Genomic DNA, 24753 nt, shown 5'->3' with positions numbered 1-24753 from the left:
CCTGACACCTTTGCTGGATATAGTGATTACCCGACAAGCCATCCCGGTAATCCGCCATTGCGGTCGATATGCAGCCTCCAGCCCAACATCTGAAAATGCCTCCGTTCGACGCGGACCTGCCCTCGCCGATTTTCTTTCGCAGCGCCTGCATGCCGGCCCACGCCACTTATCCCCGGCATCGGCATGCCTGGGGTGAGTTCGTCTACTCCTACAGTGGAGTGATGGAAATCGAGATCGCCCAGCACCATTACCTGGCGCCACCGCAGTACGGCATCTGGCTGCCGCCGGACATGGAGCACGTTGGGTTCAATCGGCATGAGGCTTGCCACTGTTCGTTGTACCTGGCGGCCGAACTGTGCAGTGCGCTGCCTGCCGAGCCCTGTGCGCTGACCTTGAGCCCGTTGATCCGCGCCCTCCTGGAAGAGCTGCGCAGCGACCCGCCCAGCCAACCACAGACGCCTCAGCAGGAACGCCTGTTGCAGGTGCTGGTGGACAAACTGACCGAAGCGCCTCATGTCGGCAGCTACCTGCCCTCTTCCGATGACCCGCTTCTGGGCCCTGTGCTGCGGGCCTTGGAGGCCAATCCAGGCGATCCGCGCTCACTGCCGGAATTGGCCCGCGCCGCCAACACCACCGAACGCACGCTGATGCGTCGGGCCCAGCGGGACCTGGGCATGTCATTGGTGGAATGGCGCCAGCGTGTGAAAGTCATCGAAGCCCTGGCCTTGCTCGCACGTGGCCAGACCGTGGAAACCATCGGCCTGGACCTGGGCTACAGCAGCGCCTCGGCATTCATCAGCATGTTTCGCAAAATGATGGGGACTACGCCGGATGAGTATCGACGCAGGCATATGGCTTGATAATGGGGGTGGTGCTGAAACGGCTATCGCGAGCAAGCTCGCTCCCACAGGGTCTGTCGGCGGACATCAACCCTGTGTTCAGCGCAGGCCCACTGTGGGAGCGAGCTTGCTCGCGATAGCGCCAGTGGGGTTGACGTCAATTTCGGCACTGATCCCAAACCGCCCCGCCATCTCCCGACGACCACTGGCCGTCAATCCCAGCGCCCGGCTATCCAGGTCCTGGATCACCCACTTGCGCTTGATCGCCACTTGCAGCAACGCCGCCCCCAGGGCCCCGCCCAGGTGCGGACGGCGCATGCTCCAGTCCAGGCAGGGGCAGGCGAATCGGCGCCGTTGCGCGGCGAGTAACTGGACGTCGATGCCCAACCCCTCGAACAACGCCGCGCCGGGTTCACTCAACCGATAACCCTGTCCTTGTACCTCCACCAGCCACCCGGCCTCGATCATCCGATCATGCAGCCGCACCGCCAGGGTGCCGGCCATGTGGTCGTAGCAGGTACGGGCGAATTGCAGGCGATCCGGGGTGCGCGGCGTGAAGGTCGGTGCGGCATTCTGACCGATCACCATCAGCGCTTCGAGGGCCTGGGCGACGCGCGGGTCCGCCAGGCTGTAGTAGCGATGCCGGCCCTGGACGTGCAGGCGTACCAAGGCCAGGTCCTTGAGCTTGGCCAGGTGGGCACTGGCGGTGGAGGCGCTGACCTCGGCGATGCTCGCCAATTCGGTGCTGGTGCGGGCATGGCCGTCCATCAAGGCACACAGCATCCGGGTACGAGCCGGTTCGGCAATGGCGGCGGCCACCTGGGACACGCCTGCATCATGATGTTCTGCGTTCATATTTCGCTCCCGGACGAACAAAGCCATGTCTCGACTGGAGAGAGTAGCAACACTTTCTCCCTCGCGAACAAGACAGCGCTTCATGGACCTGATCCCTACCCGACTACACGAACCTGCGGGCCCGCGCCTGCGCCCTTCAATCGTCCCGGGTCAGCACTTCCAGCAACTCGATTTCAAAGATGAGGTTGGCGTTGGGCTTGATGTGCGCGCCCATGGACCGTTCACCGTAGGCCAGGTGGGCCGGCACCAGCAGCTTGCGCTTGCCGCCGACCTTCATGCCCATCAGCCCCAGGTCCCAGCCCTTGATAACGCGACCGGTGCCGATCACACACTGGAAGGGTTTGCCGCGGCTGTAGGAGGAATCGAATTCAGTACCGTCTTCAAGTGTGCCGCGATATTGGGTGGTGATCAGCGCACCTTTGACTACGCTTTTGCCGTCACCCTGTTCCAGGTCGATGATTTGCAGTTCTTCGTTCATGAGGGCGTTCCCGAGTGATCCAAGGCGCGGGTTTTCTCAGAAATAGGCGAACCTGGCAAATTTTTGTGACGAGGGAGCTTGCTCCCGCCGGGTTGCGCAGCAATCCCGACAGGTTGGGTGCGATCTGCCTGGCACATTGAGGGGCGAGGTTTTGGGGCTGCTTCGCAGCCCAGCGGGAGCAAGCTCCCTCGCCACGGTTTCGTGCATGGCTGAGCGCCTGGGTCGGTCACACAAACCCGCCCCTAGGGAACCGCAGCAGCCACTTCGGTTCACATGGGTATCGGCCCTGCATTTCAGATAAGGATTTTCTGATGACTGATTTTCGCCCGCTTCACAGTTTCATTCCTCCGTACATTCTCAACCGCATCATCGCCCACGGCTCCGAACAGCAACGCTCCAGGGCCCTGGGCACCCTGACCCACGTGCGCAGCCTGCGGCACAATCCCGGTCCGCCGCACAACCCGCCCGCCGCCGCGAAGCTGCCCAAGCCAGGCAAGGCCGGGCAGCCGCAGCGCAGTGTGCATGACGCCCAAAACACCATGGAACTGCCCGGCCAGCCGATACGCCTGGAAGGCCAACCGGCCAGCGGTGACCCGGCTGTGGACGAAGCCTACGATGCCCTCGGCGCCACCTATGATTTTTTCTGGAAAATCCTGGGCCGCGATTCCATCGACAATAAAGGCTTCGCCCTGGTAGGCAGCGTGCATTATGGCCAGGGCTACGAAAACGCGTTCTGGAACGGCGCGCAAATGGTGTTCGGCGACGGTGACGGTGAAATTTTCCAGCGTTTCACCCGCTCTCTGGACGTCGTGGCCCATGAGTTGGCCCACGGCGTCACCGAAAGCGAAGCCGGGCTGATCTATGCCAATCAGTCCGGGGCGTTGAACGAGTCCATCTCCGATGTGTTCGGCGTGCTGGTCAAGCAGTTCGTGCTCGAACAGACCGCCGACCAGGCCGACTGGCTGATCGGCGCCGACCTGCTCACCGACAAGATCAACGGCGACGGCCTGCGCAGCATGTCCAACCCCGGCACGGCCTACGATGACCCGATGCTGGGCAAGGATCCGCAACCGGCCCACATGCGCGAATTCGTCATCACGCGCGAAGACAACGGTGGCGTGCACATCAATTCCGGCATTCCCAACCGAGCCTTTTATCTGGTGGCCACCGCGCTGGGCGGATTTGCCTGGGAAAAGGCCGGCCGGATCTGGTATGACACCTTGTGCGACCGCAAACTGGCCAACGACGCGTCCTTCAGCGCTTTCGCCCGCCTGACCGTCGAGCACGCCCGCCAGCGCTTCGGCGCACGGGAGGTGCAAGCGGTGCAGGATGGCTGGGCCCAGGTCGGCGTCGACCTGACAGAGGAAAGCTGATGAAAACCCTTCCAAACCTCGACGATAACGCCGTGGTACGGCTGTCACGCCAGGGCGGCGTGGCGGCTATCCATGCCTTGACCCGCCCCCGGGAAATCGAGTTCGCCCAGTGCGACCTCGACCAGCGCACGCGCATCTGCTCGGTATTGGAAGGCTGCCTGCCGCTGACTTCGTCCACCCCAGGCCGGGGCGATCAGCGTTTTTTTCAGATCGAGGTGCGCTATCGCACCGACGACCACGATGACGAGATGGTGCTGCAGGTGCCTGAGGACCAGGCACCCGGTGAACTGGTGCACCTGTGGGACAAAGGCGAAGTGCTCTGAGGGACTAACGCGTGGCCGGAACGATCTTGACGATTGCGCCGGACACGGTTTCGATCAACAAGTATTTGTCGTCGATATGCACCCATTGCTGCTCGCTTGTCGGCTGCTCGAGCTGCTTCTGTTTCCAGTCTTTCATGGCCCTGTCCGCGCGCTGGTAATCCGCCGGTACCCGGTCGTTCTCCACCAGCCTGCGGCCATTGCTTGGCGAATGCTCCAAGGCATCCCCGGTTTTCTCGACGGCTTGCGCGGCAGGCCCAAGGGCTGTGAGACCGGAGATCAGGACCAGGCTGGCGATCAGGGTGGGTTTGCGCATAGAAAAAACTCCAGTTATTCGAGGGACTGAAACTGGGACTTCGCGGGCGGCGAATCATTCCCTTCACAGCAGCGACTGGAGCGGAAAGCCTCCCATCCCCCCGAGGCGAGGGAGCTTGCTCCCGCTGGGCTGCGCAGCAGCCCCAATCCAGGCGACGCGGTCCTTCAGTGATACGGCATTCACCGGGTCTACGACTGCTGCGCAGCCGAGCGGGAGCAAGCTCCCTCGCCACGGGATATAGTGACGAACCTTGGACGACGGACCCCACCATGACGACCCCGACCACTGCCTCCCCTGCCCTGAAGGAAATTTTCAACGCCGCGCGCCTGGAGCATATCGCCAGCGAAATGAGCGCGGTGTATCCGGCATTCGACGCCCGGGCATTCCTGAACATGGCCAACGACGGGCTGGCCGAGTTGTCGGTGATGCAGCGCATGGCGCGGGTCAGCGAGTGCCTGCATGCCGTGCTGCCCTTGAGCTATGAAGCCTCATTGGAGGTGCTGCGCGACCTGGCCCCGCGCCTGAACAGCATGTTCGTCAGCATGTTCCTGCCGCACTACGTGGCGGCTTACGGCCGGCACCGCTTCGACCTGTCCATGGACGCGCTCAAGTACTTCACCCAATTTGGCTCTTCGGAGTTCGCGGTACGGCACTTCCTGCGTGACGACCTGGCGCGCACCCTCAAGGTCATGCACACCTGGGCACGGGATACCAACGAGCACGTCCGCCGCCTGGCCAGCGAAGGCAGCCGACCGCGCTTGCCGTGGTCGTTTCACTTGGAGCCGATCCAGGCCAACCCCGACCTCGCCGCCGCGATTCTCGACGCCCTCAAGGCCGACAACAGCCTCTATGTGCGCAAGTCCGTGGCCAATCACCTCAACGACATTACCAAGCAGCATCCCGACTGGGTGCTGGAGCGGATCGAAAGCTGGCCCTTGCAAGAGCGCCACACTGCATGGATCGCCCGGCATGCGTTGCGCAGCCTGATCAAACAAGGCAACCCTCGGGCGCTGGCCGTGATCGGGGTGGGTGGCAAGGCCGAGGTCGAAGTCCTGGAGCTGAAGGTGACGCCGGCGGTCATTCGCCTGGGGGACCCGATCACGCTGTCCTTCAAGGTGCAGTCAACCCTTGGGCAGAACCAGCGCCTGGTGATCGATTACGCCATCGATTACGTGAAAGCCTCGGGCGGTACGTCGGCCAAAGTCTTCAAGCTCAAGACCTTCGACCTGCCCGCCCAGGGTTGCGTCACCCTCAGCCGCGCCCAACACATTCGCGAACTGACCACCCGCCGGCACTATGCAGGCCGGCATGCGGTGCATCTGTTGGTCAATGGCGAGCGCCTGGGCAGCACGGCATTCGAGATCCTGCCTTGAAGCCGCTCAGGCGGTCGCCACGCGTTGCGCCTGACGGATGTCATGGATGAAACGTTCGGCCGGCAGCGGATGGCCCAGGAGGTAGCCCTGCAACGAATCGCAACCCAACTTCGTCAGGAAGCTCTGCTGCACATTGGTTTCCACCCCTTCGGCAACGATCCGCAGGCCCAGGGCCTGGCCGAGGGCAACGATGGCGGAGACGATCGCCGCGTCATCGCTGTCATGCTCCAGGTCGCGGACGAAGCCACGATCGATCTTCAGCTCGTTGGCCGGCAGGCGCTTGAGGTACATCAGGCTCGAATAGCCGGTGCCAAAGTCATCGATGGACAGGTCCACGCCCATGTCCGAGAGCTGCTGCAGCACGGTCATGCTCGCATCCGCATCACTCATGGCGGTGGTTTCAGTGATTTCCAGGGTCAGGCTGTTGGCCGGCAGTTTATGGGTCTCCAGCGCCTTGGCCACACTCTGCACCAAACCCGTGTGGCAAAACTGTAAGGCCGACAGGTTCACCGCGATGCGCCAGTCGGTGTAACCGAGCACGTACCATTCGCGCATCTGGCGACAGGCTTCGTTCAGCACCCATTCACCGATGGGGATGATCAACCCGGTCTTTTCCGCCAGGTCGATGAAGGTGTCGGGCATCAGCAGGCCCTGGGTCGGGTGGGTCCAGCGTAACAACGCCTCGGCGCCGACCGGCCGGCCGTTGGCGGCGTCGAACTTCGGTTGGTAGTACAGGCTGAATTGCCGCTGTTCGACGGCGATGCGCAGGTCTTGCAGCAACTGCAATTGCTTGCGGGCGTTGCTGTTCATCGACGCATCGAAAAAACTGTAGCCGTTTTTGCCGGCGCCTTTGGCGTGGTACATCGCCGCGTCGGCATTCATCAACAGTTCCTCAGCGCCTTGGCCGTTACCGGGATAAAGCGCAATGCCGACGCTGGCGGAGATCTGCAAGTCGTGTTCGGCCACCCGGAAGGTACGCGCGATCAATCCGACCTGGCGCGCCGCCAGGCGCAAGGCATCGTCGGGCTCGGCCAGTTGCACCAGCAGCACGAATTCATCACCGCCGATCCGCGCCAAGGTGTCCTGGCTACGCAAGTCTTCGCGCAAGCGCAGGGCCACGTCCCGCAACAGCAAATCACCCATGTGGTGACCAAAGGCATCGTTGACCGGTTTGAAGCCATCCAGGTCGATGAACATCAAGGCGAAACAACCACCCTGCTCCTGCACCCGATGCATGGCCTGGTCAATACGATCAGCCAGCAGCACCCGGTTGGGCAGTGCGGTGAGGGGGTCGTGCAGGGCCAATTGGGTCAGTTCCCGGTTGGCCAGGGTCAGCGATTGGGCCAGTTCCGCGGTACGGGCTTCCAGGCGCGCGTCGAGAATCGACGTCAGCAAGGCAATGGCCAACACCGCCAGGGTGGTGATCAGCACCAGATTGTCCAGGCCCTTGCCGCTCAAGCCGTCCAAGGACCCGCAAAAACTGCCCTCGCTGAACTGTGCGCTGGCCATGCCGGTGTAATGCATACCCACAATGGCGACGCCCATCACCACCGCAGCCCCGGCACGGGCCAGGCGCACGTGAGGAGAGTTCTGGCGCAGGCGAAAGGCAATCCACAGCGCTACCGCGCAAGCCCCGACGGCAATGACCAGCGAAGCCCCGAACAACGTCGGGGCGTAATCGATGCCCGGTTGTATTTGCAGGGCGGCCATGCCGGTGTAATGCATGGCGCTGATGCCGGCGCCCATGATCAGCGCGCCGAAGGCCAGCTGCCACACCGGCAACTTCGGCTGGCTGACCAGCCACAGGGCAAAACCGCAGGAAAGAATGGCGATCAGCAGTGACAGCGCGGTGATCGCTACATCGTAGCCAAGCTCAATCGGCAAAGTGAACGCGAGCATGCCGATGAAATGCATGGACCAGACGCCCACGCCCATGGCCAAAGCGCCCCCCGCCATCCACAGATGGGCCGCACGCCCCTGGGTGGTGGCGATACGTCCCGTCAGGTCCAGCGCGGTATAGGAGGCTAATACGGCAACAAACAGGGAAATCGAAACTAAGGCAGGGGAGTAACTACCGATGAGCATGGTTTTTTTCTCGTGACTGCAAAGCCGAACTGCTTCCATGCCCGATTGGAGGCTGGCGATTGTACGCAATCGGATCGCCGACGCATCATCCAAATATCAAAAAGCCATCAAACCTGGAATGTTTTCGACGAAAGACATTTTGCTTACCCTTTCGAGACAATCTTGGATCCACACCCCCGCCGCAATCCCGCTGTGGAAGCGGGCTCGCTCGCGAAAGCGGTGGTTCAGCTTGCAAATATATTGAATGTGCCGCCGCCTTCGCGGGCAAGCCCGCTCCCACAGTTTTTACGGAGTGTTCTCTGGAATCCTGCCCACCACCAATCCCTTGTGGGAGCCGGCTCGCTCGCGAAAGCGGTGGTTCAGCTTGCAAAGATATTGAATGTGCCGCCGCCTTCGCGGGCAAGCCCGCTCCCACAGTTTTTACGGAGTGTTCTCTGGAATCCTGCCCACCACCAATCCCTTGTGGGAGCCGGCTCGCTCGCGAAAGCGGTGGTTCAGCTTGCAAAGATATTGAATGTGCCGCCGCCTTCGCGGGCAAGCCCGCTCCCACAGTTTTTACGGAGTGTTCTCTGGAATCCTGCCCACCACCAATCCCTTGTGGGAGCCGGCTCGCTCGCGAAGGCGGTGGGTCAGCTTGCAAAGATATTGAATGTGCCGCCGCCTTCGCGGGCAAGCCCGCTCCCACAGTTTTTACGGAGTGTTCTCTGGAATCCTGCCCACCACCAATCCCTTGTGGGAGCGGGCTCGCTCGCGAAAGCGGTGGTTCAGCTTGCAAAGTTATTGGATGTGCCGCCGCCTTCGCGGGCAAGCCCGCTCCCACAGTTTTTACGGAGTGTTCTCTGGAATCCTGCCCACCACCAATCCCTTGTGGGAGCGGGCTCGCTCGCGAAAGCGGTGGTTCAGCTTGCAAAGTTATTGGATGTGCCGCCGCCTTCGCGGGCAAGCCCGCTCCCACAGTTTTACGGGGAGTTCTCAGCAATCCTGCCCACCACCAGCCCCCTGTGGGAGCGAGCTTGCTCGCGAAGGCGGTGGGTCAGCTTGCAAAGATATTGAATGTGCCGCCGCCTTCGCGGGCAAGCCCGCTCCCACAGTTTTACGGGGAGTTCTCAGCAATCCTGCCCACCACCAGCCCCCTGTGGGAGCGGGCTTGCTCGCGAAGGCGGTGTATCAGCCAGCGAGGAAGTTGGCGACAAAAACCTGAGCCCCAAGCGGCTCGGCTAATATCGAAGAACCACTTCCAGGAGGATTTATTCATGACAGTTCCCGTCACCCGAACCACGACCGCTGCCTTACTGGTGATAGACGTACAAAACGACTTCATCCCTGGCGGTCAATTGGCCGTGCCGGAAGGCGACGAGATTGTGCCGTTGATCAATCAGTTGGGGCGCTCATTCAGGCACGTCATCCTCGCCCAGGACTGGCACCCGGCCGGACATGCGTCGTTTGCCTCCAGCCATCCTGGCAAGCAACCTTTCGACATCATTCAGCTGCCGTACGGCGAGCAGAAACTCTGGCCCGACCACTGCATACAGGGCAGTCAAGGCGCCGCACTGCACCCGGCGCTGGAATTGCCCCACGCCCAACTGATCATTCGCAAGGGTTGCAACCCGGACATCGACAGTTATTCGGCCTTCATGGAAGCCGACCGCCAGACCCCGACCGGATTGGCGGGTTACCTGAAAGAGCGCGGCATCGACACGGTGTACGTGGTGGGCCTGGCCCTGGACTTCTGCGTGATGTTCACGGCGCTGGACGCGCGGACGGCGGGATTCAACGCCTTTGTGGTGCTCGACGCCTGCCGCGGCATTGATATCGACGGCTCGATGGACAGCGCGATCCGGAGGATGCAGACCGCAGGGGTGGAATTGATTCAATCGACGGCGATAGCCGGCCGACTCCTCCAATGATCGCCTGATGGCTCATACTCAGCGCACCTTTCTCGAACAGTGAGCCTCCATGCCCTTCCTCGCCCGCACTCACCCGCGTCTTTCCAGCGCCACGGTCCTTGGCCTGGCGGTGGGCCTTCTGGCGCCAATGGATTCCATCATCAGCAAAATCCTCATCGGCTGGAACGCCGGGGTCTGGACCTACCTGATACTGATGTCCTGGCTGACCGTGCGGGCCAAGGCGCCCGACGTCAAACGCATCGCCGAAATCGAAGATGAAAATGCCGGGCTGGTCCTGCTGGTGGTCTGCATCGCCGCGTTGGCCAGCCTGGCGACCATCACCTTTGAACTGGCCGGCAGCCGCGACCTGCAAACCGCCGGCAAGCTGTTGCACTACGGTTTCACGGCCATGACCGTGATCGGTTCGTGGTTGCTGATCGGGGTGATTTTCAGTGTTCACTATGCGCGGTTGTATTACACCTGGGAGGGCAAGGAGCCGGCCCTGCGGTTTGCCGAAGGGCTGACCACGCCCAACTACTGGGACTTCCTGTATTTCTCGTTCACCATCGGGGTCGCGGTGCAGACGTCGGACGTGGGGGTTGCCACCCGGCAACTGCGCAAGATCGTGCTGGCGCAGTCGTTGATCGGATTTGTGTTCAACACGGCGATTCTTGGGTTTTCGATCAATATTGCGGCGGGGTTGTTTGGGTAAGGGGCCATTGGGACCGCTTCGCGGTCCAGCGGGAGCAAGCTCCCTCGCCACAGGATTCAGGACGGTGTGGGCAGCCATAGCCTGAAGCGCGCTCCGCCCAGGGGCGAGGCTTCGGCCGTCAGGGTGCCGCCCTGGGCTTCCAGGGCGCGGCGGCTGATGGCCAGGCCGAGGCCGAAGCCGCCCGTGGCGCGGTCGCGGCTGCGGTCCAGGCGATAGAACGGCTCGAACACACGCTCGCGTTCGCTATCGGGAATTCCGATACCGTCGTCGTCGACCCAGATTTCGCAACCTCGGTCGCTGACCCGCACACCCACCTGGATCCGCCTCTCGCAATAACGCATGGCATTGCGTAGCAGGTTCTGCAAGGCCCGGGCGGTCAGGCGCGGGTCCAGCACGAAGCGCTCCAACGTCCCGTGCAACAGCACATCGATCACCACGTCCGGCGCCGCCAGATCCTCGTCGACACTGCCCAGGATGCTGTCGATGAACTCATCCAGCGGTACTTCGACCCGCTCGGGCAAACGCTCGGGGTTCTGCAAACGGCTGTAGGACAGCAACTCCAACACCAGCTCATCCAACTCACGAATGTGTGCCACCAACCCTTGCAAGCGTTCACGACTGGCCGATGGCAGGTCGTCGGACAGCGCCAGGGCCAGGCCGAAATCCAGCCGGGTCAGCGGCGTGCGCAGTTCGTGGGACACGGCGTTGAGCAGATCCCGCTGCTGGTTGAGCAGGTTCTCGATGTCGCCGGCCATGGTGTCGAACACATGGGCGAGGCTGCCGATGTTCGACCGTGAGGCGATGTGCGTACGCTCGCCCAGGTGACCTTTACCGAAGCGCTCGGCGGTGCGCTTGAGACGCTCCAGATCACGCCAGTGCGGCCGCAGCCAGAGCAGCAGGCAGGCGAGCATCGTCGCGCCGATCAGCACGTTGATGCTCCAATACAACCAACTCACATCCGCCGGGTCCGGCGGCACGATCATCTTGACCGCCGTGTGCTCATCCAACGGCGCAACCGCCAGGGTGCGCCAGGCCCAGTCGCCGAGGCGCACCACGTTCTCGCCGCGCTTGAGACGCGCCTGCTCATTGGCGCTGAAGCCTTGATCGTCGATAGCCGCCAGTTCGATGCGCAACGGCTCGAACTCCTTGTCCATCTGCGCCGCCAACGCCGGCCATTGCGCGCTGGGCACAGCGCGAAACTGCTTGGCCATCAAGCTTTGCAGCCCCCGGGAATGATCGAGGTTGTAGGTCAGGAAACGCTCATGGAACAAGCGGATCACCAGCTCAGGCATCAGGTAGATCGCCGCGCTGTAGGAGACGATGGTGACCAGGTACAGACGAATCAGCAGCTTCCACATCGGTCAGCATTCCCACTCGGAACGACTGAACAGATAACCCTTGCCCCACACGGTCTTGATCTTGCGCGCCTCACCGGCGTTGTCGTCGAACTTGCGCCGCAGCTTGGAAATCGCCACGTCCACCGAGCGGTCGGTGCCATTGAACTCGATGCCCCGCAGGCGTTGCAGGATCTGGTCGCGGCTCAGCACTTCCCCGGAATGACGGGCCAGCACCACCAGCAGGTTGTATTCGCCGCTGGACAACTCCACCGCTTGCCCGCGCCAGGTCACGGTGCGCTCGGACAGGTCGATGCACAGGTTACCCATGAGGATGCGATCGTTGACGGTCTGCGGTTCGGTGAGGCTGCTGCGACGCAACAAGGTACGCACCCGCGCCAGCAACACCCGGGGCTCGCAGGGTTTGGTGACGTAGTCGTCGGCGCCCATTTCCAGGCCCAGCACTTGGTCATGGCTGTCATCCCGGGCGGTGAGCATCAGGATCGGCAAGGTCGCCGAATCGGCCCGCAGCAAGCGGCAGACCTGCAAGCCGTCCAGCCCCGGCAACATCAGGTCGAGGATCACCAGGTCCGGCGGATCGACGCGGGCCCGCTCGCGGACATGGTCGCCACGGCTGAGCACGCTGACCTGGTAGCCGTTGCGCTCCAGGTAACTGGCGATCAGCTCGGAGAGGGCGGTGTCGTCTTCGACCAGGAGGATGTTGGGCATGGTGTTTCCAGAAAGTGCTGTGGCGCCTGGCAGGGCCTCATCGCGAGCAGGCTCGCTCCCACAGGGTTCGCGTGATCATTGTGGGAGCGAGCTTGCTCGCGATGGCGATAGGACAAGCGCGGAAAATCTCAAGCTGCCAAGGATATACGCCCTCGCCCACTCCCGAGCAAACCCCTTACACAATTTCACACACCCCCTACAAAGCTTTACCGTTGCCCGCGGTCGCGCCTCGTAGCATGGCAACGTTCATTATTGGGGAAGCACCATGTCAACGAACACCTTCGCCACCCTGGGCCTATTGCTCGGGGCACTGCTGTTGAGCGCCTGCGACACCTCCTCGCCCCCCGCCGATGAAGCGCCGTTGGCCACCGTGACCGTCGAGACCCTCCAAGCCCGGCCACTGTCCATCAGCAGCGAACTGAGCGGGCGCATTGCGGCGCCGCGGACCGCCGAAGTCCGCGCACGCGTACCCGGCGTGGTGTTGCAGCGGGTCTTTCGCGAAGGCAGCGACGTGAACAAAGGCGACGTGTTGTTCCGGATCGACCCGGCGCCACTCAAGGCCGACCTGGACAGCGCCGAAGCCGCGCTGCGCAAAGCCGAGGCCAACGCGTTCCAGGCTCGCCTGCAAGCGCAGCGTTACTCGCAGTTGATCGACGACAACGCCATCAGCGGCCAGGACTACGACAATGCCCGCGCCGCCGTCCGCCAGACCGCCGCCGATGTCGCCGCCAACAAGGCCGCCGTGGAACGGGCCAGGCTGAACCTGGGCTATGCCACCGTCACCGCGCCAATTGCCGGGCGCATCGGCCGGGCGTTGGTCACCGAAGGCGCGCTGGTGGGGCAGAACGAAACCACGCCCCTGGCCCTCATCCAGCAGCTGAACCCGATCCACGCCGACCTCACGCAATCGACCCGCGAGCTCAACGAACTGCGCCGCGCCCTGCGTTCCGGACAGTTGGAGCAGATCGGCCAGGGTCAGGCCAAAGCCACCCTGATCCAGGACGACGGCAGCCTCTACCCGTTGCCGGGCAAGTTGCTGTTCACCGACATCGCCGTCGACCCGGGCACCGGCCAGATCACCCTGCGCAGCGAATTTCCCAACCCCGACCTCGACCTGCTGCCGGGCAGCTTCGTGCGCGTACGCCTGGAGCAAGCCTTCGATCGGCAAGGCATCAGTGTGCCGCAACAGGCCATCCAGCGAGACAGTGTCGGCGTGGCCCAGGTGTTGCTGCTCGACGCGCAGCAACAGGTCAGCCTGCAACCGGTGGAACTGGGCGCCGTGCAAGACGACCGCTGGATCGTCACCCACGGCCTGAAGCCCGGCGACCGCATCGTGGTGCAAGGCCTGCAACACGCCCGCCCCGGTGAAAAAGTCCGGATCGACGACTCCCCTCTTCCCTTTGCCCAGGTCCCTGGGCAGTAAGCAGGACGTTTCTTATGCCGCAGTTCTTTATCGACCGCCCGGTGTTCGCCTGGGTGGTCGCGTTGTTCATCCTGTTGGCCGGTGCGCTGGCCATCCCGAAGCTGCCGGTGGCGCAGTACCCCGACGTCGCGCCACCGCAGATCGAGATCTATGCGGTATACCCGGGCGCCTCGGCGCAGACCGTGGACGAAAGCGTGGTCAGCCTGATCGAGGAAGAACTCAACGGCGCCGACAACCTGTTGTACTTCGGTTCCCAGAGCAGCCTGGGCAGCGCCACCATCACCGCGACGTTCCAGCCCGGCACCAACCCCGAACTGGCACAGGTCGACGTACAGAATCGCCTCAAGGCCGTGGAGTCGCGCCTGCCCCAATCGGTCACCCAGCAAGGCCTGCAGGTGGACAAGGTCTCGGCCGGCTTCCTGCTGCTCATCACCCTGACCTCCAGTGACGGCAAGCTCGACGATGTGGCCCTCAGCGATTACCTGGCGCGCAACGTGATGAACGAGATCAAGCGCCTGGACGGTGTCGGCAAGGCCCAGCTGTATGGCGCCGAGCGGGCGATGCGGATCTGGATCGACCCGCAAAAGCTGCTGAGTTTCAACCTGACCCCAGCCGACGTCAACGCGGCCATCGTGGCGCAGAACGCCCAGGTGTCGGCGGGCAGCATCGGTGACTTGCCCACCCGCACGACCCAGGAAATCACCGCGACCGTCCTGGTCAAGGGCCAACTGTCGACGCCTGAAGAATTCGCCGACATCGTGCTCAAGGCCAACCCCGACGGCTCCACCGTGCGCATTGCCGATGTGGCCCGGGTCGAAGTCGGCAGCCAGGAATATCAATTTTCCACGCGCTTGAACGGCAAGCCGTCCACCGCCGTCAGCGTGCAATTGTCACCGGGAGCCAACGCCGTGAGCACGGCAGACCGGGTGCGCCAGAAGATGGACGAACTGGCGCGCTATTTCCCGGCCGGTGTGGAATACAAGATCCCGTACGACACGTCGCCCTTCGTCAAAGTCTCCATCACCAAGGTGGTCTATACCCTCGCCGAGGCGATGCTGCTGGTGTTCGCCGTGATGTTCCTGTTCCTGCAGAACGTGCGCTACACCTTGATTCCGACACTGGTGGTGCCGGTGGCCCTGATGGGCACCTTCGCGACGATGTTTGCCCTGGGCTTTTCCATCAACGTGCTGACCATGTTCGGCATGGTGCTGGCCATCGGCATCCTGGTGGACGATGCCATCGTGGTGGTGGAAAACGTCGAGCGGATCATGGCCAGCGAAGGGTTGTCGCCCAAGGAAGCGACGCGCAAGGCGATGCAGCAGATCACCGGCGCGATCATCGGCATCACCCTGGTGCTGGTGGCAGTGTTTATCCCGATGGCGTTCATGCAAGGCTCGGTGGGGGTCATCTATCGGCAGTTCTCGCTGTCCATGGCCACGTCGATTCTGTTCTCGGCCTTCCTCGCCTTGACGTTGACCCCTGCGCTTTGCGCGACCTTGTTAAAACCCATCGCCCAGGACGATCACCACGCCAAAGGCGGATTCTTCGGCTGGTTCAATCGGCGTTTCGATCAATTGGGTGATCGTTATCAAGGTTGGGTGGCCTATGCATTGAAGCGCACCGGACGCTATCTGCTGATCTACGGCGTGCTGTTGGTGGGCCTGGGGCTGCTGTTCAGCCGCTTGCCCTCCTCCTTCCTGCCGGTGGAAGACCAGGGCTACACCATCACCGACATTCAATTGCCGCCCGGCGCGAGCAAGAACCGCACGGTGCAGGTGGTCGAGCAGATCGAAGCCCACAACGCCAGCGAGCCCGGGGTGGGCGACAGCACGGTGATCCTGGGCTTCAGCTTTTCCGGCAGCGGGCAGAACGCCGCGTTGGCGTTTACCACCCTCAAGGACTGGTCGGACCGTGGCAGCGATGACTCGGCCAGTTCCATTGCCGAGCGCGCCAACCAGGCCTTCGGCCGGATCAAGGATGCCGTGGCCTTCGCTGTTCTCCCGCCGCCGGTGGATGGCCTGGGGACTTCCAGCGGTTTCGAGTTCCGCTTGCAGGATCGCGGTGGCCTCGGCCATGCCACGCTGATGCAGGCTCGCACGGCTTTGCTCGCCGCCGCTGAAAAAAGCCCGGTGCTGATGAGCGTGCGCGAAAGCGCCCTGGCCGAAGCGCCGCAGGTGCAATTGGAAGTGGACCGCAAGCAAGCCAACGCCCTGGGCGTGTCCTTTGCCGATGTCGGCAGTGTGCTGGCGACTGCCGTGGGCTCGAGCTACATCAATGACTTCCCCAACCAGGGGCGCATGCAGCGGGTGGTGGTCCAAGCGGAAGGTGATCAACGCAGCCAGGTCGCCGATCTGTTGAAGATCCATGTGCGCAACGACACCGGGAAAATGGTGCCGCTGTCGGCCTTTGTCCAGGCCAAGTGGACCCAGGGCCCGACTCAATTGACCCGTTACAACGGCTACCCGGCCATCAGCATTTCCGGCGAGCCGGCGCCCGGTCACAGCACCGGCGAGGCCATGGCGGAAATCGAACGGCTGGTGGCCCAAGGCCCGGCGGGACTGGGCCAGGAATGGACCGGGCTGTCGTTGCAGGAACGCCTATCCGGCAGCCAGGCGCCGATCTTGCTGGGCCTGTCGCTGCTGGTGGTGTTCCTGTGCCTGGCGGCGCTCTACGAGAGCTGGTCGATCCCCACCTCGGTGCTGCTGGTGGTGCCGCTGGGCGTGCTCGGCGCGGTGCTGGCGGTGTCGTTGCGCGGCATGCCCAACGACGTGTTCTTCAAGGTCGGACTGGTCACCATCATCGGCCTGTCGGCCAAGAACGCCATCCTGATCATCGAGTTCGCCAAGAGCCTGTACGACGAAGGCCATGACCTGGTCGACGCCACGCTCCAGGCGGCACGCCTGCGTTTGCGCCCGATCATCATGACCTCCCTGGCCTTCATCCTCGGCGTGGTGCCCCTGGCCATCGCCACCGGCGCCAGCTCGGCGAGCCAGCAGGCCATCGGCACCGGGGTGATTGGCGGGATGATCACCGCGACATTGGCCGTGGTGTTTGTGCCGGTGTTTTTTGTGGCGGTGATGAGACTCGTGCGCAGGTCTGGCAAACAGCGCTGAATCCGTGGGAGCGGGCTTGTTCGCGAAGGCGTCAGGTCAGTCGAGATTGATGTTGGCTGTTACACCGCTATCGCGAGCAAGCTCGCTCCCACAGGGTCTGGGTGAAACACCGATTTTGTGAACACCCAAAAACACTGTGGGAGTTTTGCTCGCTTTCACAGGATTTATTTCTGGTAAATATATGCGGCTTACGTATTGCCATCCATTGGGGGAAGGTCAGCATCGCCAGTGGAAGATGAATTCACCTTGCCCTCTTCAGAATGTTCTTCCAGAAAGTCGCAGCCTTCGGGCATTTCGGCACGGGTCTGAAGATGCATCAGGGCAGGGTAAAATTTTGTTTTTTCTTCATAGTCCCCTTCACCTCTCATATTTTTTACCATTCCATACCTTGCATCTATATGCCCCGTCCTCGCCCAGTACCAACTATTCGGCCACCCTGGGATGATTGAAGGTAAATAGCCTTCAGGCCTGTAATTTTCAATGAGAAGCTCATACACGGGGTAATCGAGTACTCCCGCCTGTCCCCACTGGACACTCCCGAGAAGTGCCACCTGCATTACGTGGGAAACAGTGATGGTATAGGAGGCGGTGGCGTTATCCTGATCGGTGGCGGTGATCACTGCATCTCCGTTGCCGGCGGCACGTACATAACCCGAACTACTGTCTACTACGGCGACCTCAGGATTCGCTGATGAATATCGGTAGGGTGGAATGCCTCCTGTTGCAACACGGGTATAGCTGGCGTTATTAACAGGCAATGGATTATTCGGTATTTTGACCTTCGCAATGACGTAATTTTGCGTGACCATCCTATAGGCCGTCCCGAAGCTCAAAGGGGGCACTACATTGAAAGCTTTTGCGGCCGACTCCGGTATTCCCGAGCCATAGAGAGCCTTGGCCTTGATACTGTAGGCCTTGACGCTCAGGCCCGTGAGTGGGGTACTCCACGTTGTCCCACCAGCAGAAATGGACACGGGATTGCCGATATTGGCCGTACCGTCCATCAACTGGATCCGTTCACCACTGTGTCCGGTACCCGTGACGGTGACGCTGGTCTCCACGGTACTGCCGCCCACGACAGTACCTTTAGAGTCACGGATATCGGTGAGGGTCGGTGTAAGCCATGCCACGGCCCTGACGATATAAGTACGCAGTGGGAACGCAACGACCTCGCTCTGGTTGCTACTGCGGTTAAACGTGACCTCAAGCACCACCTTGAGCGCGGAGCCATCGCGCAACTTCGCAAGCTCGGCCCGCGGGATTTCCTTGGAGAGGCCGGCGCCCACTTCACTTCCGCTTACCGCTGAATTGGTGTAAAGGGTGATCGTGTGATCGGTGTTATCGCTGGCGGTGCCCTCGCAGCGCAACCAGACCCGCTGGCCTGCGGCAATCAGCGGCCACGGCGCTTCCGTGACGCGGGCATTGCCGGTGAAGCTGTTCAGATCCAGTTCACTGCCAATGCCACTCTGTGCCGCTTCGCGAATCAGCGGTGTCGGCAGATCGCCCGCGGCGAACGCCTGCACGCTCAGGGTCAGTGGTGCTGACGCTGGCCACTCCTTACCCTCGCGGGTCACGGTGTAGGTGACTGTCACCGACCTTGCCAAGTTATAAGCGATTACCTCGACCGGCAGTTCAATCTCTCGGTTGGAAGGCAAATCACCTGTCGGCTTGGTGTAGGAACCCGGGCCTGCAGTGCCGGTCCAGGTGACGCTGACCTGATCGCCGGGCTGGATACCGTAATCTGGAATCACCACGGTCAAGGCATCCTTGGCCGCCACCGGATTCAGTTGCTGGTTGGGCGCAGTGCCGGTCGCCTGCTTGATGCTGGGCGCTATGAAATCCATGCCTACGCCAATGCGCATCTGCAAAATTTCTGACGGACTGGTCCCACCTGCAACCCGCTTGACCCAATACATCGCCCGTACCGTGCCATCCCGATTCCCCTCGATCAACGCGGCGGTGATGGGGAACGGAAGGTCTTGGGTCTCGGTAATTTCGGTCACCCGGATCGAGTCCCGATACCGCCCGGTTTTCGACCCCCACCACAAGCTATGCACCCGGTCGCCGGCCTTTTGCCCGCTGTATTGGCGAACGATCAAGCGTGTGCCGTTCGGCTTGTCCGCCGGATCCAGTACGCCGTCGTTCTCGCCTTCGACCACCGGCAGCGGCAATTCAGCCTGGGGAATGCCGATGCTCAGCAGGTCGGCGTGCAGCGATTCCTCTTCGATGACTTCCCGGCTCACCACATCGCGCAACAGCCTGTAGTACAGATCGAGCGTGCCGCCTTCGATGGCGGTGAGGTGCTCGCCGGTCACGACGATTTCGATCGGCACGCGCCCCTCCGCCTCGTTCTGGCTGAGCGGGTGCAGGGGCAAGTCGGGCTCGTAAGGGCTGCTGGTCTCGGTGACCCCCTTCCAAATCAAGGCAATGGCATTGCCCTCTTCCATGGCCGGGTCCAGCGGGATCTCGATGGTTGTACTGGGCAGTTGTGGGTCGAGTGTGCCGGCGATCTCGTCCAGGGGAATCGGGGCTGCCAAGGGATTGGCCCGGCCCACGATCCTCGGCGCAAATACTTTGGAGAACAGGTCGGGGCTCCCATCCGCCTTGATCAGCCGGTAGAAGAAAGCCGCATGGAGACCGCCGGCCAGCTGTCGCACCTCGGCGCTGGGGCGTTTGAACTCGGGAATACTCGGGACACTGAGAATTTTCTCCAGCGCGAAGATGACTTCGTCGATCTTTTCCCCCTCCGCCGTTATGCCCGTCAAATGCATCTCGACTTCATCGCCCACCTCGAAGTTGGCATCTATCGCGACCACTTGAAAGGTCAGGTCCGCCTCGCCGAGCTGGTCCACGTCCAGCTCCAGATTGAACACCTCCTTGACCAGCGGCGCCGTCAAGCGCGAGTTGCCGGTGTCCACGATCACTCGAACTTCGGCACTGAAGTCTTCGGATTTGTTGTCCACCACGTCATAGACTTCGAAGACCACCGCCAGGCCGTTGGCATCAGTGTCCTCGACAATGGTGGTTTCATCGACGGTGATCACCAGAGGGGTGTTCTGTGGCGGCAAATGTTCTTTTTCTACCGTTTTCCAAACGAATTCACGGCCCCAGAACAACTTGATCCGATCCCCTTCGGCCATGATCGGGTAAGGCTCGATGGTCACTGGAACGCCTTGTTTCGCAGCTTCCTGGTCCACCGCGCCGGGTGGCAGGAACTCGGGGGGGATCGTCAGTTTCAGTGCGGAATGACCGGGCGTATCGCCGTTCTGATCGGGGCCACCGGGCGGGGCGAAGTCGATCTTGACGTGGATCTTCGTCACCACTGAAGGCCTGAAGTCGGGGTCCCCGAGTATTTTCACGTCGTAGCTCAGGTCGAAGTCCCCATCGACCAGCCCGCCTACCGGGATAAACCGCTCGACCCACTGGCCCACCTGACTCTCTTCATCGATAGAGCCCGTCAACACGGGGACAGGGCCCAACTTGATCCTGTAGGAATCCCCCCGGCCCATGCGGTCGCCCCAGGGCGGTAGAAGCAGGCGCAACCCTTGGTGGGGAAAGACGAGCTTGGCGGCAGCGATGTTGATGCCGACGCTGCCCACCGGAGCCGGCAGATGCGCAGGGCCGCCGTCGGGAATGACCAGCGCGTCGTAATCCAGAGGGGTGTTGTCGGCAGTGTCCATGGCGGGGTCCCAGTCGGATGAGGTCTGGGTTTATTCAATGCCTGAAAGGAGGATGTGCCTACTGTCAGAGTTGACAGTAGGCACTCCTCGGGATCGTCCTGTAGGGTCTCGCCGCTGTTCTGTTATCCACTTCCAAACCGTTCGCCAAGCGGATAATAGATGCGCCCCCTTTATCTTCAAAATCTGGATTGTTGGCGGATTCGTGATCGGGATTAAGACGCGAGATGCGTCTCACAGGTTGGTTGATTTATTTCTCCATCCGGCTATGAGTAGCCACCGCGAGCCTGCCTCTTGAGCACAGCACCGCGCGATGCCGCAGTGGCGTAGTAGGACAGTTGTCCGCGTAACTCGCCCTGGACGGCTTCGCTGTCGCCGCCCGATTCCGCCCTGCCCCAGGTGACAACGCGTCCGTCTGCGGTCAACGCTACGAAAGCCACGGCATTGCTATAGATAGCCCTTACATCGACCAATTGATCGATCACTGCACTGGATTCACCGCCCCATTCTGAATGCCCCCAGGTAACCACTGTACCGTTGGAACGCAGAGCGGCAAAAGCACCATAATTGCTGGTCACCTTGACGATATCGTTCAATTCGCGGATCAATAATGGGATTCCGCCGCCATAGGTGATATCGCCCCAGCCCACGACATGGCCACTGGCACGCAGTGCGACAAAAGCACCTCTACTGCCAGTCACCTCGACGATGTCATCCAATGCGGCGATAGGCTCTGGAATTGAGCCGCCAGAATTCACACTGCCCCAGCCCACCACGCAACCATTGGCACGGCGCGCTGCAAAAGCCAGATTGGAACCCACCACCTCGATGATGTCCTCCAGCATGGAGATTGCCTCCGGGACATCGCCGCCATTGCCCCCCAAGCCGCCACCTGACCGTTGGCACGGCGGACAGCAAAAGCAGCGCTAGCGCCCGCTACGTCTACGATGTCCACTAGATCGGTGATAGCCCCTGGTGGATTGCTTTCCGGCCCCCCAGGGTAGCCCCAGGCCACGACCTGACCGGTGATGCGCCTAGCTGCAAAGGCACGTAGAGCACCCGTCACCTCGACAATGTCGCTCAGGTTGGCGATCGGTTCGGGGACACTACCACCATATGCACGGTCGCCCCAAGCTATCACTTGGCCAGTGGCGCGCCGTGCAACAAAAGCCCATTGAGAGCTGGTTACCTCGACGATGTCACGTAATTCGCTGATCGGCTCAGGTACCACGCCGCCATGATTCCTGTCGCCCCAGGCCACCACTTGGCCATTGGCTCTTCGTGCGACAAACACAGCGAGGCCGCCTGTTACTTCAAGGATGTCGTTCAATGCAGCGATGGGCTCGGGAATCGAACCGCCGTAACCGGCAATTCCCCACCCCACCAAGTTCCCGCAATCGCGCCGAGCCGCAAACGCAGCTGCTTGTTGTCCTAATAGGGAAGCGTCCCCATTGGCAAAAACATTGGCAGGGTTTAGTCGAAGCTGATCGTTGGTAGTGTGTACCCGCAACAGCCGCCAGGGTTGAGTATCCCTGAAACGGCTTGCTCTGACCTCCTCCACCTCCCCCTCATATTGCCAAAGCGCCTCGAGCGGCTGACGCGTCGTTGCATCCAGCGCTACCAGGTAGATGGGCCCCCTGCGGCGCGTCCAATACCCAAACGAGTTAGCGCGCGCCCCCATGACCAATAACTGGCCGGAGCCTGCCTGTTGTCTTACATCGTAGACCGCCGACTCGGAAGGCACCGCAGACTCGCTACCGCGGCGCTGTAATAGATAGTCCAACGTAATGGATCGATCGACGTTTGCCTCCACCACCGAACGCGGAACAGTTACCTCCTTGATCTTTCCCTCATCGCCGGCCACGACGTTGAAGGGCACCTCAATACTGCCAACGCCAGCCAGACCAACCCAACGCACCATGCCGGAGTCGCCATCCTTGAGAGCAGCCTCAATCGGGATCTGCACAGTGGCGCCGTTGGGCACATCAATGAGGTTGATCTGATCTCCGATAGCCTCCTTTACTGAAGGGGCGTCAGGGTTCAGGACCGAACCCACCGTAAATAACCGAACATTCGAGTAAGGTGATCCACCCGTGTTATACAGCGCCTTGGCATAAAACCGATGCCCTCCTTCAGCAACCGCGATGTCCGCGAGCGACCAGATACCCGTCACAGCGTCAGCTGTTGCGGTACCTTTCAATTCAGCCGTTGGCCCGCTGCCATCGTAGATCTCGACATCACGTCCCTTGCTGGCCGTTCCGTTTACCGAAACGGTAGCCGTGACCGTTTCAGTGCATTCCGGAATTTCTGCACCCTTGTCATCCTTGACGTTATCGAGGGTCGGCATCGCCTGCACGCCGATGCTGATGTGCAATATTTCTGAGGCAGAAGTACCACCCGCAACCCGCTTGACCCAATACATCGCCCGCACCGTGCCATCCCGATTCCCCTCGATCAACGCGGCGGTGATGGGGAACGGGAGGTCTTGGTTCTCGGTAAATTCAGTCACCCGAATCGAGTCCCGATACCGCCCGGTTTTCGACCCCCACCACAAGCTATGCACCCGGTCTCCGGCCTTTTGCCCGCTGTATTGGCGAACGATCAAGCGCGTGCCGTTCGGTTTGTCCGCCGGGTCCAGCACGCCGTCGTTCTCGCCTTCGACTACCGGCAGCGGCAATTCAGCCAGGGGAATACCGATGCTCAGCAGGTCAGCGTGCAGTGACTCTTCTGCGATGACTTCCCGGCTCACCACATCGCGCAACAGCTTGTAGTACAGATCGAGCGTGCCGCCTTCAATGACGGTGAGGTGCTCGCCGGTCACGACGATTTCGATCGGCACGCGACCCTCCGCTTCGTTCTGGCTAAGCGGATGCAGGGGCAAGTCGGGCTCGTAAGGGCTGCCGCTCTCGGTGATACCGTCCCAGATCAACGCAATGGCATTGCCCTCTTCCATGGCCGGGTCCAGCGGGATCTCGATGGTCGTACTGGGCAGTTGTGGATCGAGTGTGCCGGCGATTTCGTCCAGGGGAATCGGGGCTGCCAAGGGATTGGCCCGGCCCACGATCCGTGGGGAGAATATTTTGGAGATCAAGTCATCGCTTCCATCCGCTTTGATCAGCCGGTAGAAGAAAGCCGCATGGAGACCGCCGGCCAGCTGTCGCACCGCAGCGCTGGGGCGTTTGAACTCAGGAATACTCGGGACATCGATAATTTTTTCCGGCGCGAAGATGACTTCTTCGATCTTTTCCCCCTCCGCCGTTATGCCCGTCAAATGCATCTCGACTTCATCGCCCACCTCGAAGTTGGCATCCACCGCGATCACCTGAAAAGTCAGGTCCGCCTCGCCGAGCTGGTCCACGTCCAGTTCCAGTTTGAACACCTCCTTGACCAGCGGCGCCGTCAAGCGCGAGTTGCCGGTGTCCACGATCACCCGCACTTCGGCACTGAAGTCGTCGGATTTGTTGTCCACCACGTCATAGACTTCGAAGACCACCGCCAGCCCGTTGGCATCGGTGTCCTCGACAATGGTGGTTTCATCGACGGTGATCACCAGGGGGGTGTTCTGTGGCGGCAAATGTTCTTTTTCTACCGTTCCCCAGACGTGTTCACGACCCCAGAACAACTTGATCCGATCCCCTTCGGCCATGATCGGGTAAGGCTCGATGGTCACTGGAACGCCTTGTTTCGCAGCTTCTTGATCCACCGCACCGGGTGGCAGGAACTCTGCCGGGATCTTCAGTATCAGTGCGGAGTGACCGGGCGTATCGCTATCCCGATCCGGGCCACCGGGCGGGGCGAAGTCAATCTTGACGTGGATCTTCGTCACCACTGAAGGCCTGAAGTCGGGGTCCCCGAGTATTTTCACGTCGTAGCTCAGGTCGAAGTCCCCATCGACCAGCCCGCCTACCGGGATAAACCGCTCGACCCACTGGCCCACCTGACTCTCTTCATCGATAGAGCCCGTCAACACGGGGACAAGGCCCAACTTGATCCTGTAGGAATCGCCCCGGCCCATGCGGTCCCCCCAGGGCGGTAGAAGCAGGCGCAACCCTTGGTGGGGAAAGACGAGCTTGGCGGCAGCAATGTTGATGCCGACGCTGTCGACTGGAGCCGGCGGATGCGCAGGGCCGCCGTCGGGAATGACCAGCGCGTCGTAATCCAGGGGGGTGTTGTCGGCAGTGTCCATGGCAGGGTCCCAGTCGGATGAGGTCTGGGTTTATTCAATGCCTGAAAGGAGGAT

The 24753-nt window shown here is 61.6% G+C and carries 17 protein-coding genes; 8 read left to right on the top strand and 9 right to left on the bottom strand.

The genetic code is table 11. The annotated features are described in order from the left end of the window. Positions 1-68: 68 nt before the first annotated feature. Positions 69-860: an AraC family transcriptional regulator gene (locus CD58_RS11670; RefSeq protein ID WP_025213177.1), complete on the top strand. Its 792-nt coding sequence runs from the start codon at positions 69-71 to the stop codon at positions 858-860. A 78-nt stretch (positions 861-938) separates the two neighbouring features. On the opposite strand, the gene CD58_RS11665 is transcribed toward CD58_RS11670, so the two are convergent. Both CD58_RS11665 and CD58_RS11660 read right to left on the bottom strand, forming a co-directional pair. After that, positions 939-1694: an ArsR/SmtB family transcription factor gene (locus CD58_RS11665; protein WP_025213176.1), complete on the bottom strand. Its 756-nt coding sequence runs from the start codon at positions 1692-1694 to the stop codon at positions 939-941. A gap of 136 nt (positions 1695-1830) precedes the next feature. Further along, complete coding sequence (locus CD58_RS11660) at positions 1831-2172, bottom strand: FKBP-type peptidyl-prolyl cis-trans isomerase (RefSeq protein ID WP_003182897.1); 342 nt, start codon at positions 2170-2172, stop codon at positions 1831-1833. Between the two features lie 311 nt (positions 2173-2483). Here CD58_RS11660 and CD58_RS11655 point away from each other — a divergent pair, with 311 nt between their 5' ends. Further along, complete coding sequence (locus CD58_RS11655; RefSeq protein WP_025213175.1) at positions 2484-3545, top strand: M4 family metallopeptidase; 1062 nt, start codon at positions 2484-2486, stop codon at positions 3543-3545. After that, positions 3545-3868 (top strand): protealysin inhibitor emfourin, encoded by a 324-nt coding sequence (locus CD58_RS11650; protein ID WP_025213174.1) that lies wholly within the window; start codon positions 3545-3547, stop codon positions 3866-3868. The genes CD58_RS11655 and CD58_RS11650 overlap by 1 nt, the downstream gene beginning before the upstream one ends. Before the next feature lie 4 nt (positions 3869-3872). Here the strand turns inward: CD58_RS11650 and CD58_RS11645 are convergent, their stop codons facing one another. Beyond that, a complete protein-coding gene (locus CD58_RS11645) occupies positions 3873-4181 on the bottom strand; it encodes an RcnB family protein (RefSeq protein ID WP_025213173.1) in 309 nt (102 codons plus the stop codon). Positions 4182-4450: 269 nt separating this feature from the next. Here CD58_RS11645 and CD58_RS11640 point away from each other — a divergent pair, with 269 nt between their 5' ends. After that, entirely contained in the window at positions 4451-5554 is a 1104-nt protein-coding gene (locus CD58_RS11640; RefSeq protein ID WP_025213172.1) for a DNA alkylation repair protein, read from the top strand. Positions 5555-5560: 6 nt separating this feature from the next. Here the strand turns inward: CD58_RS11640 and CD58_RS11635 are convergent, their stop codons facing one another. After that, on the bottom strand, positions 5561-7639 hold the full coding sequence (locus CD58_RS11635) for a putative bifunctional diguanylate cyclase/phosphodiesterase (RefSeq protein WP_025213171.1): 2079 nt from the start codon (positions 7637-7639) through the stop codon (positions 5561-5563). A gap of 1253 nt (positions 7640-8892) precedes the next feature. On the opposite strand from CD58_RS11635, the gene pncA reads away from it, so the two are divergent. After that, entirely contained in the window at positions 8893-9546 is a 654-nt protein-coding gene (pncA, locus tag CD58_RS11630; protein ID WP_025213170.1) for a bifunctional nicotinamidase/pyrazinamidase, read from the top strand. 49 nt (positions 9547-9595) lie between these two features. Continuing rightward, on the top strand, positions 9596-10237 hold the full coding sequence (locus tag CD58_RS11625) for a DUF1345 domain-containing protein (RefSeq protein WP_025213169.1): 642 nt from the start codon (positions 9596-9598) through the stop codon (positions 10235-10237). A gap of 56 nt (positions 10238-10293) precedes the next feature. On the opposite strand, the gene CD58_RS11620 is transcribed toward CD58_RS11625, so the two are convergent. Both CD58_RS11620 and CD58_RS11615 read right to left on the bottom strand, forming a co-directional pair. Continuing rightward, on the bottom strand, positions 10294-11595 hold the full coding sequence (locus CD58_RS11620; protein WP_025213168.1) for an ATP-binding protein: 1302 nt from the start codon (positions 11593-11595) through the stop codon (positions 10294-10296). A 3-nt stretch (positions 11596-11598) separates the two neighbouring features. Next, positions 11599-12300, bottom strand: coding sequence for a response regulator transcription factor (locus tag CD58_RS11615; RefSeq protein WP_025213167.1), 702 nt, complete (start codon positions 12298-12300; stop codon positions 11599-11601). A 265-nt stretch (positions 12301-12565) separates the two neighbouring features. On the opposite strand from CD58_RS11615, the gene CD58_RS11610 reads away from it, so the two are divergent. After that, entirely contained in the window at positions 12566-13723 is a 1158-nt protein-coding gene (locus tag CD58_RS11610; RefSeq protein ID WP_025213166.1) for an efflux RND transporter periplasmic adaptor subunit, read from the top strand. Between the two features lie 14 nt (positions 13724-13737). Beyond that, positions 13738-16836, top strand: coding sequence for an efflux RND transporter permease subunit (locus CD58_RS11605; RefSeq protein WP_025213165.1), 3099 nt, complete (start codon positions 13738-13740; stop codon positions 16834-16836). A gap of 188 nt (positions 16837-17024) precedes the next feature. Here the strand turns inward: CD58_RS11605 and CD58_RS28765 are convergent, their stop codons facing one another. From CD58_RS28765 to CD58_RS11590, 3 genes are all read right to left on the bottom strand, one after another. Continuing rightward, positions 17025-20516, bottom strand: coding sequence for an Ig-like domain-containing protein (locus CD58_RS28765; RefSeq protein WP_025213164.1), 3492 nt, complete (start codon positions 20514-20516; stop codon positions 17025-17027). Between the two features lie 263 nt (positions 20517-20779). After that, the gene (locus CD58_RS11595; RefSeq protein ID WP_038436618.1) at positions 20780-21358 is read right to left on the bottom strand and encodes a hypothetical protein; all 579 of its coding nucleotides are present in this window, start codon (positions 21356-21358) and stop codon (positions 20780-20782) included. Then, positions 21268-24699, bottom strand: coding sequence for a hypothetical protein (locus CD58_RS11590; protein WP_038436616.1), 3432 nt, complete (start codon positions 24697-24699; stop codon positions 21268-21270). The genes CD58_RS11595 and CD58_RS11590 overlap by 91 nt, the downstream gene beginning before the upstream one ends. Between the last annotated feature and the right edge of the window lie 54 nt (positions 24700-24753).

The organism is Pseudomonas brassicacearum (genome assembly GCF_000585995.1).
GTDB classification, from domain to species: Bacteria; Pseudomonadota; Gammaproteobacteria; order Pseudomonadales; family Pseudomonadaceae; genus Aquipseudomonas; species Aquipseudomonas brassicacearum_A.
This window is presented reverse-complemented; position numbering and strand designations above follow the sequence as displayed.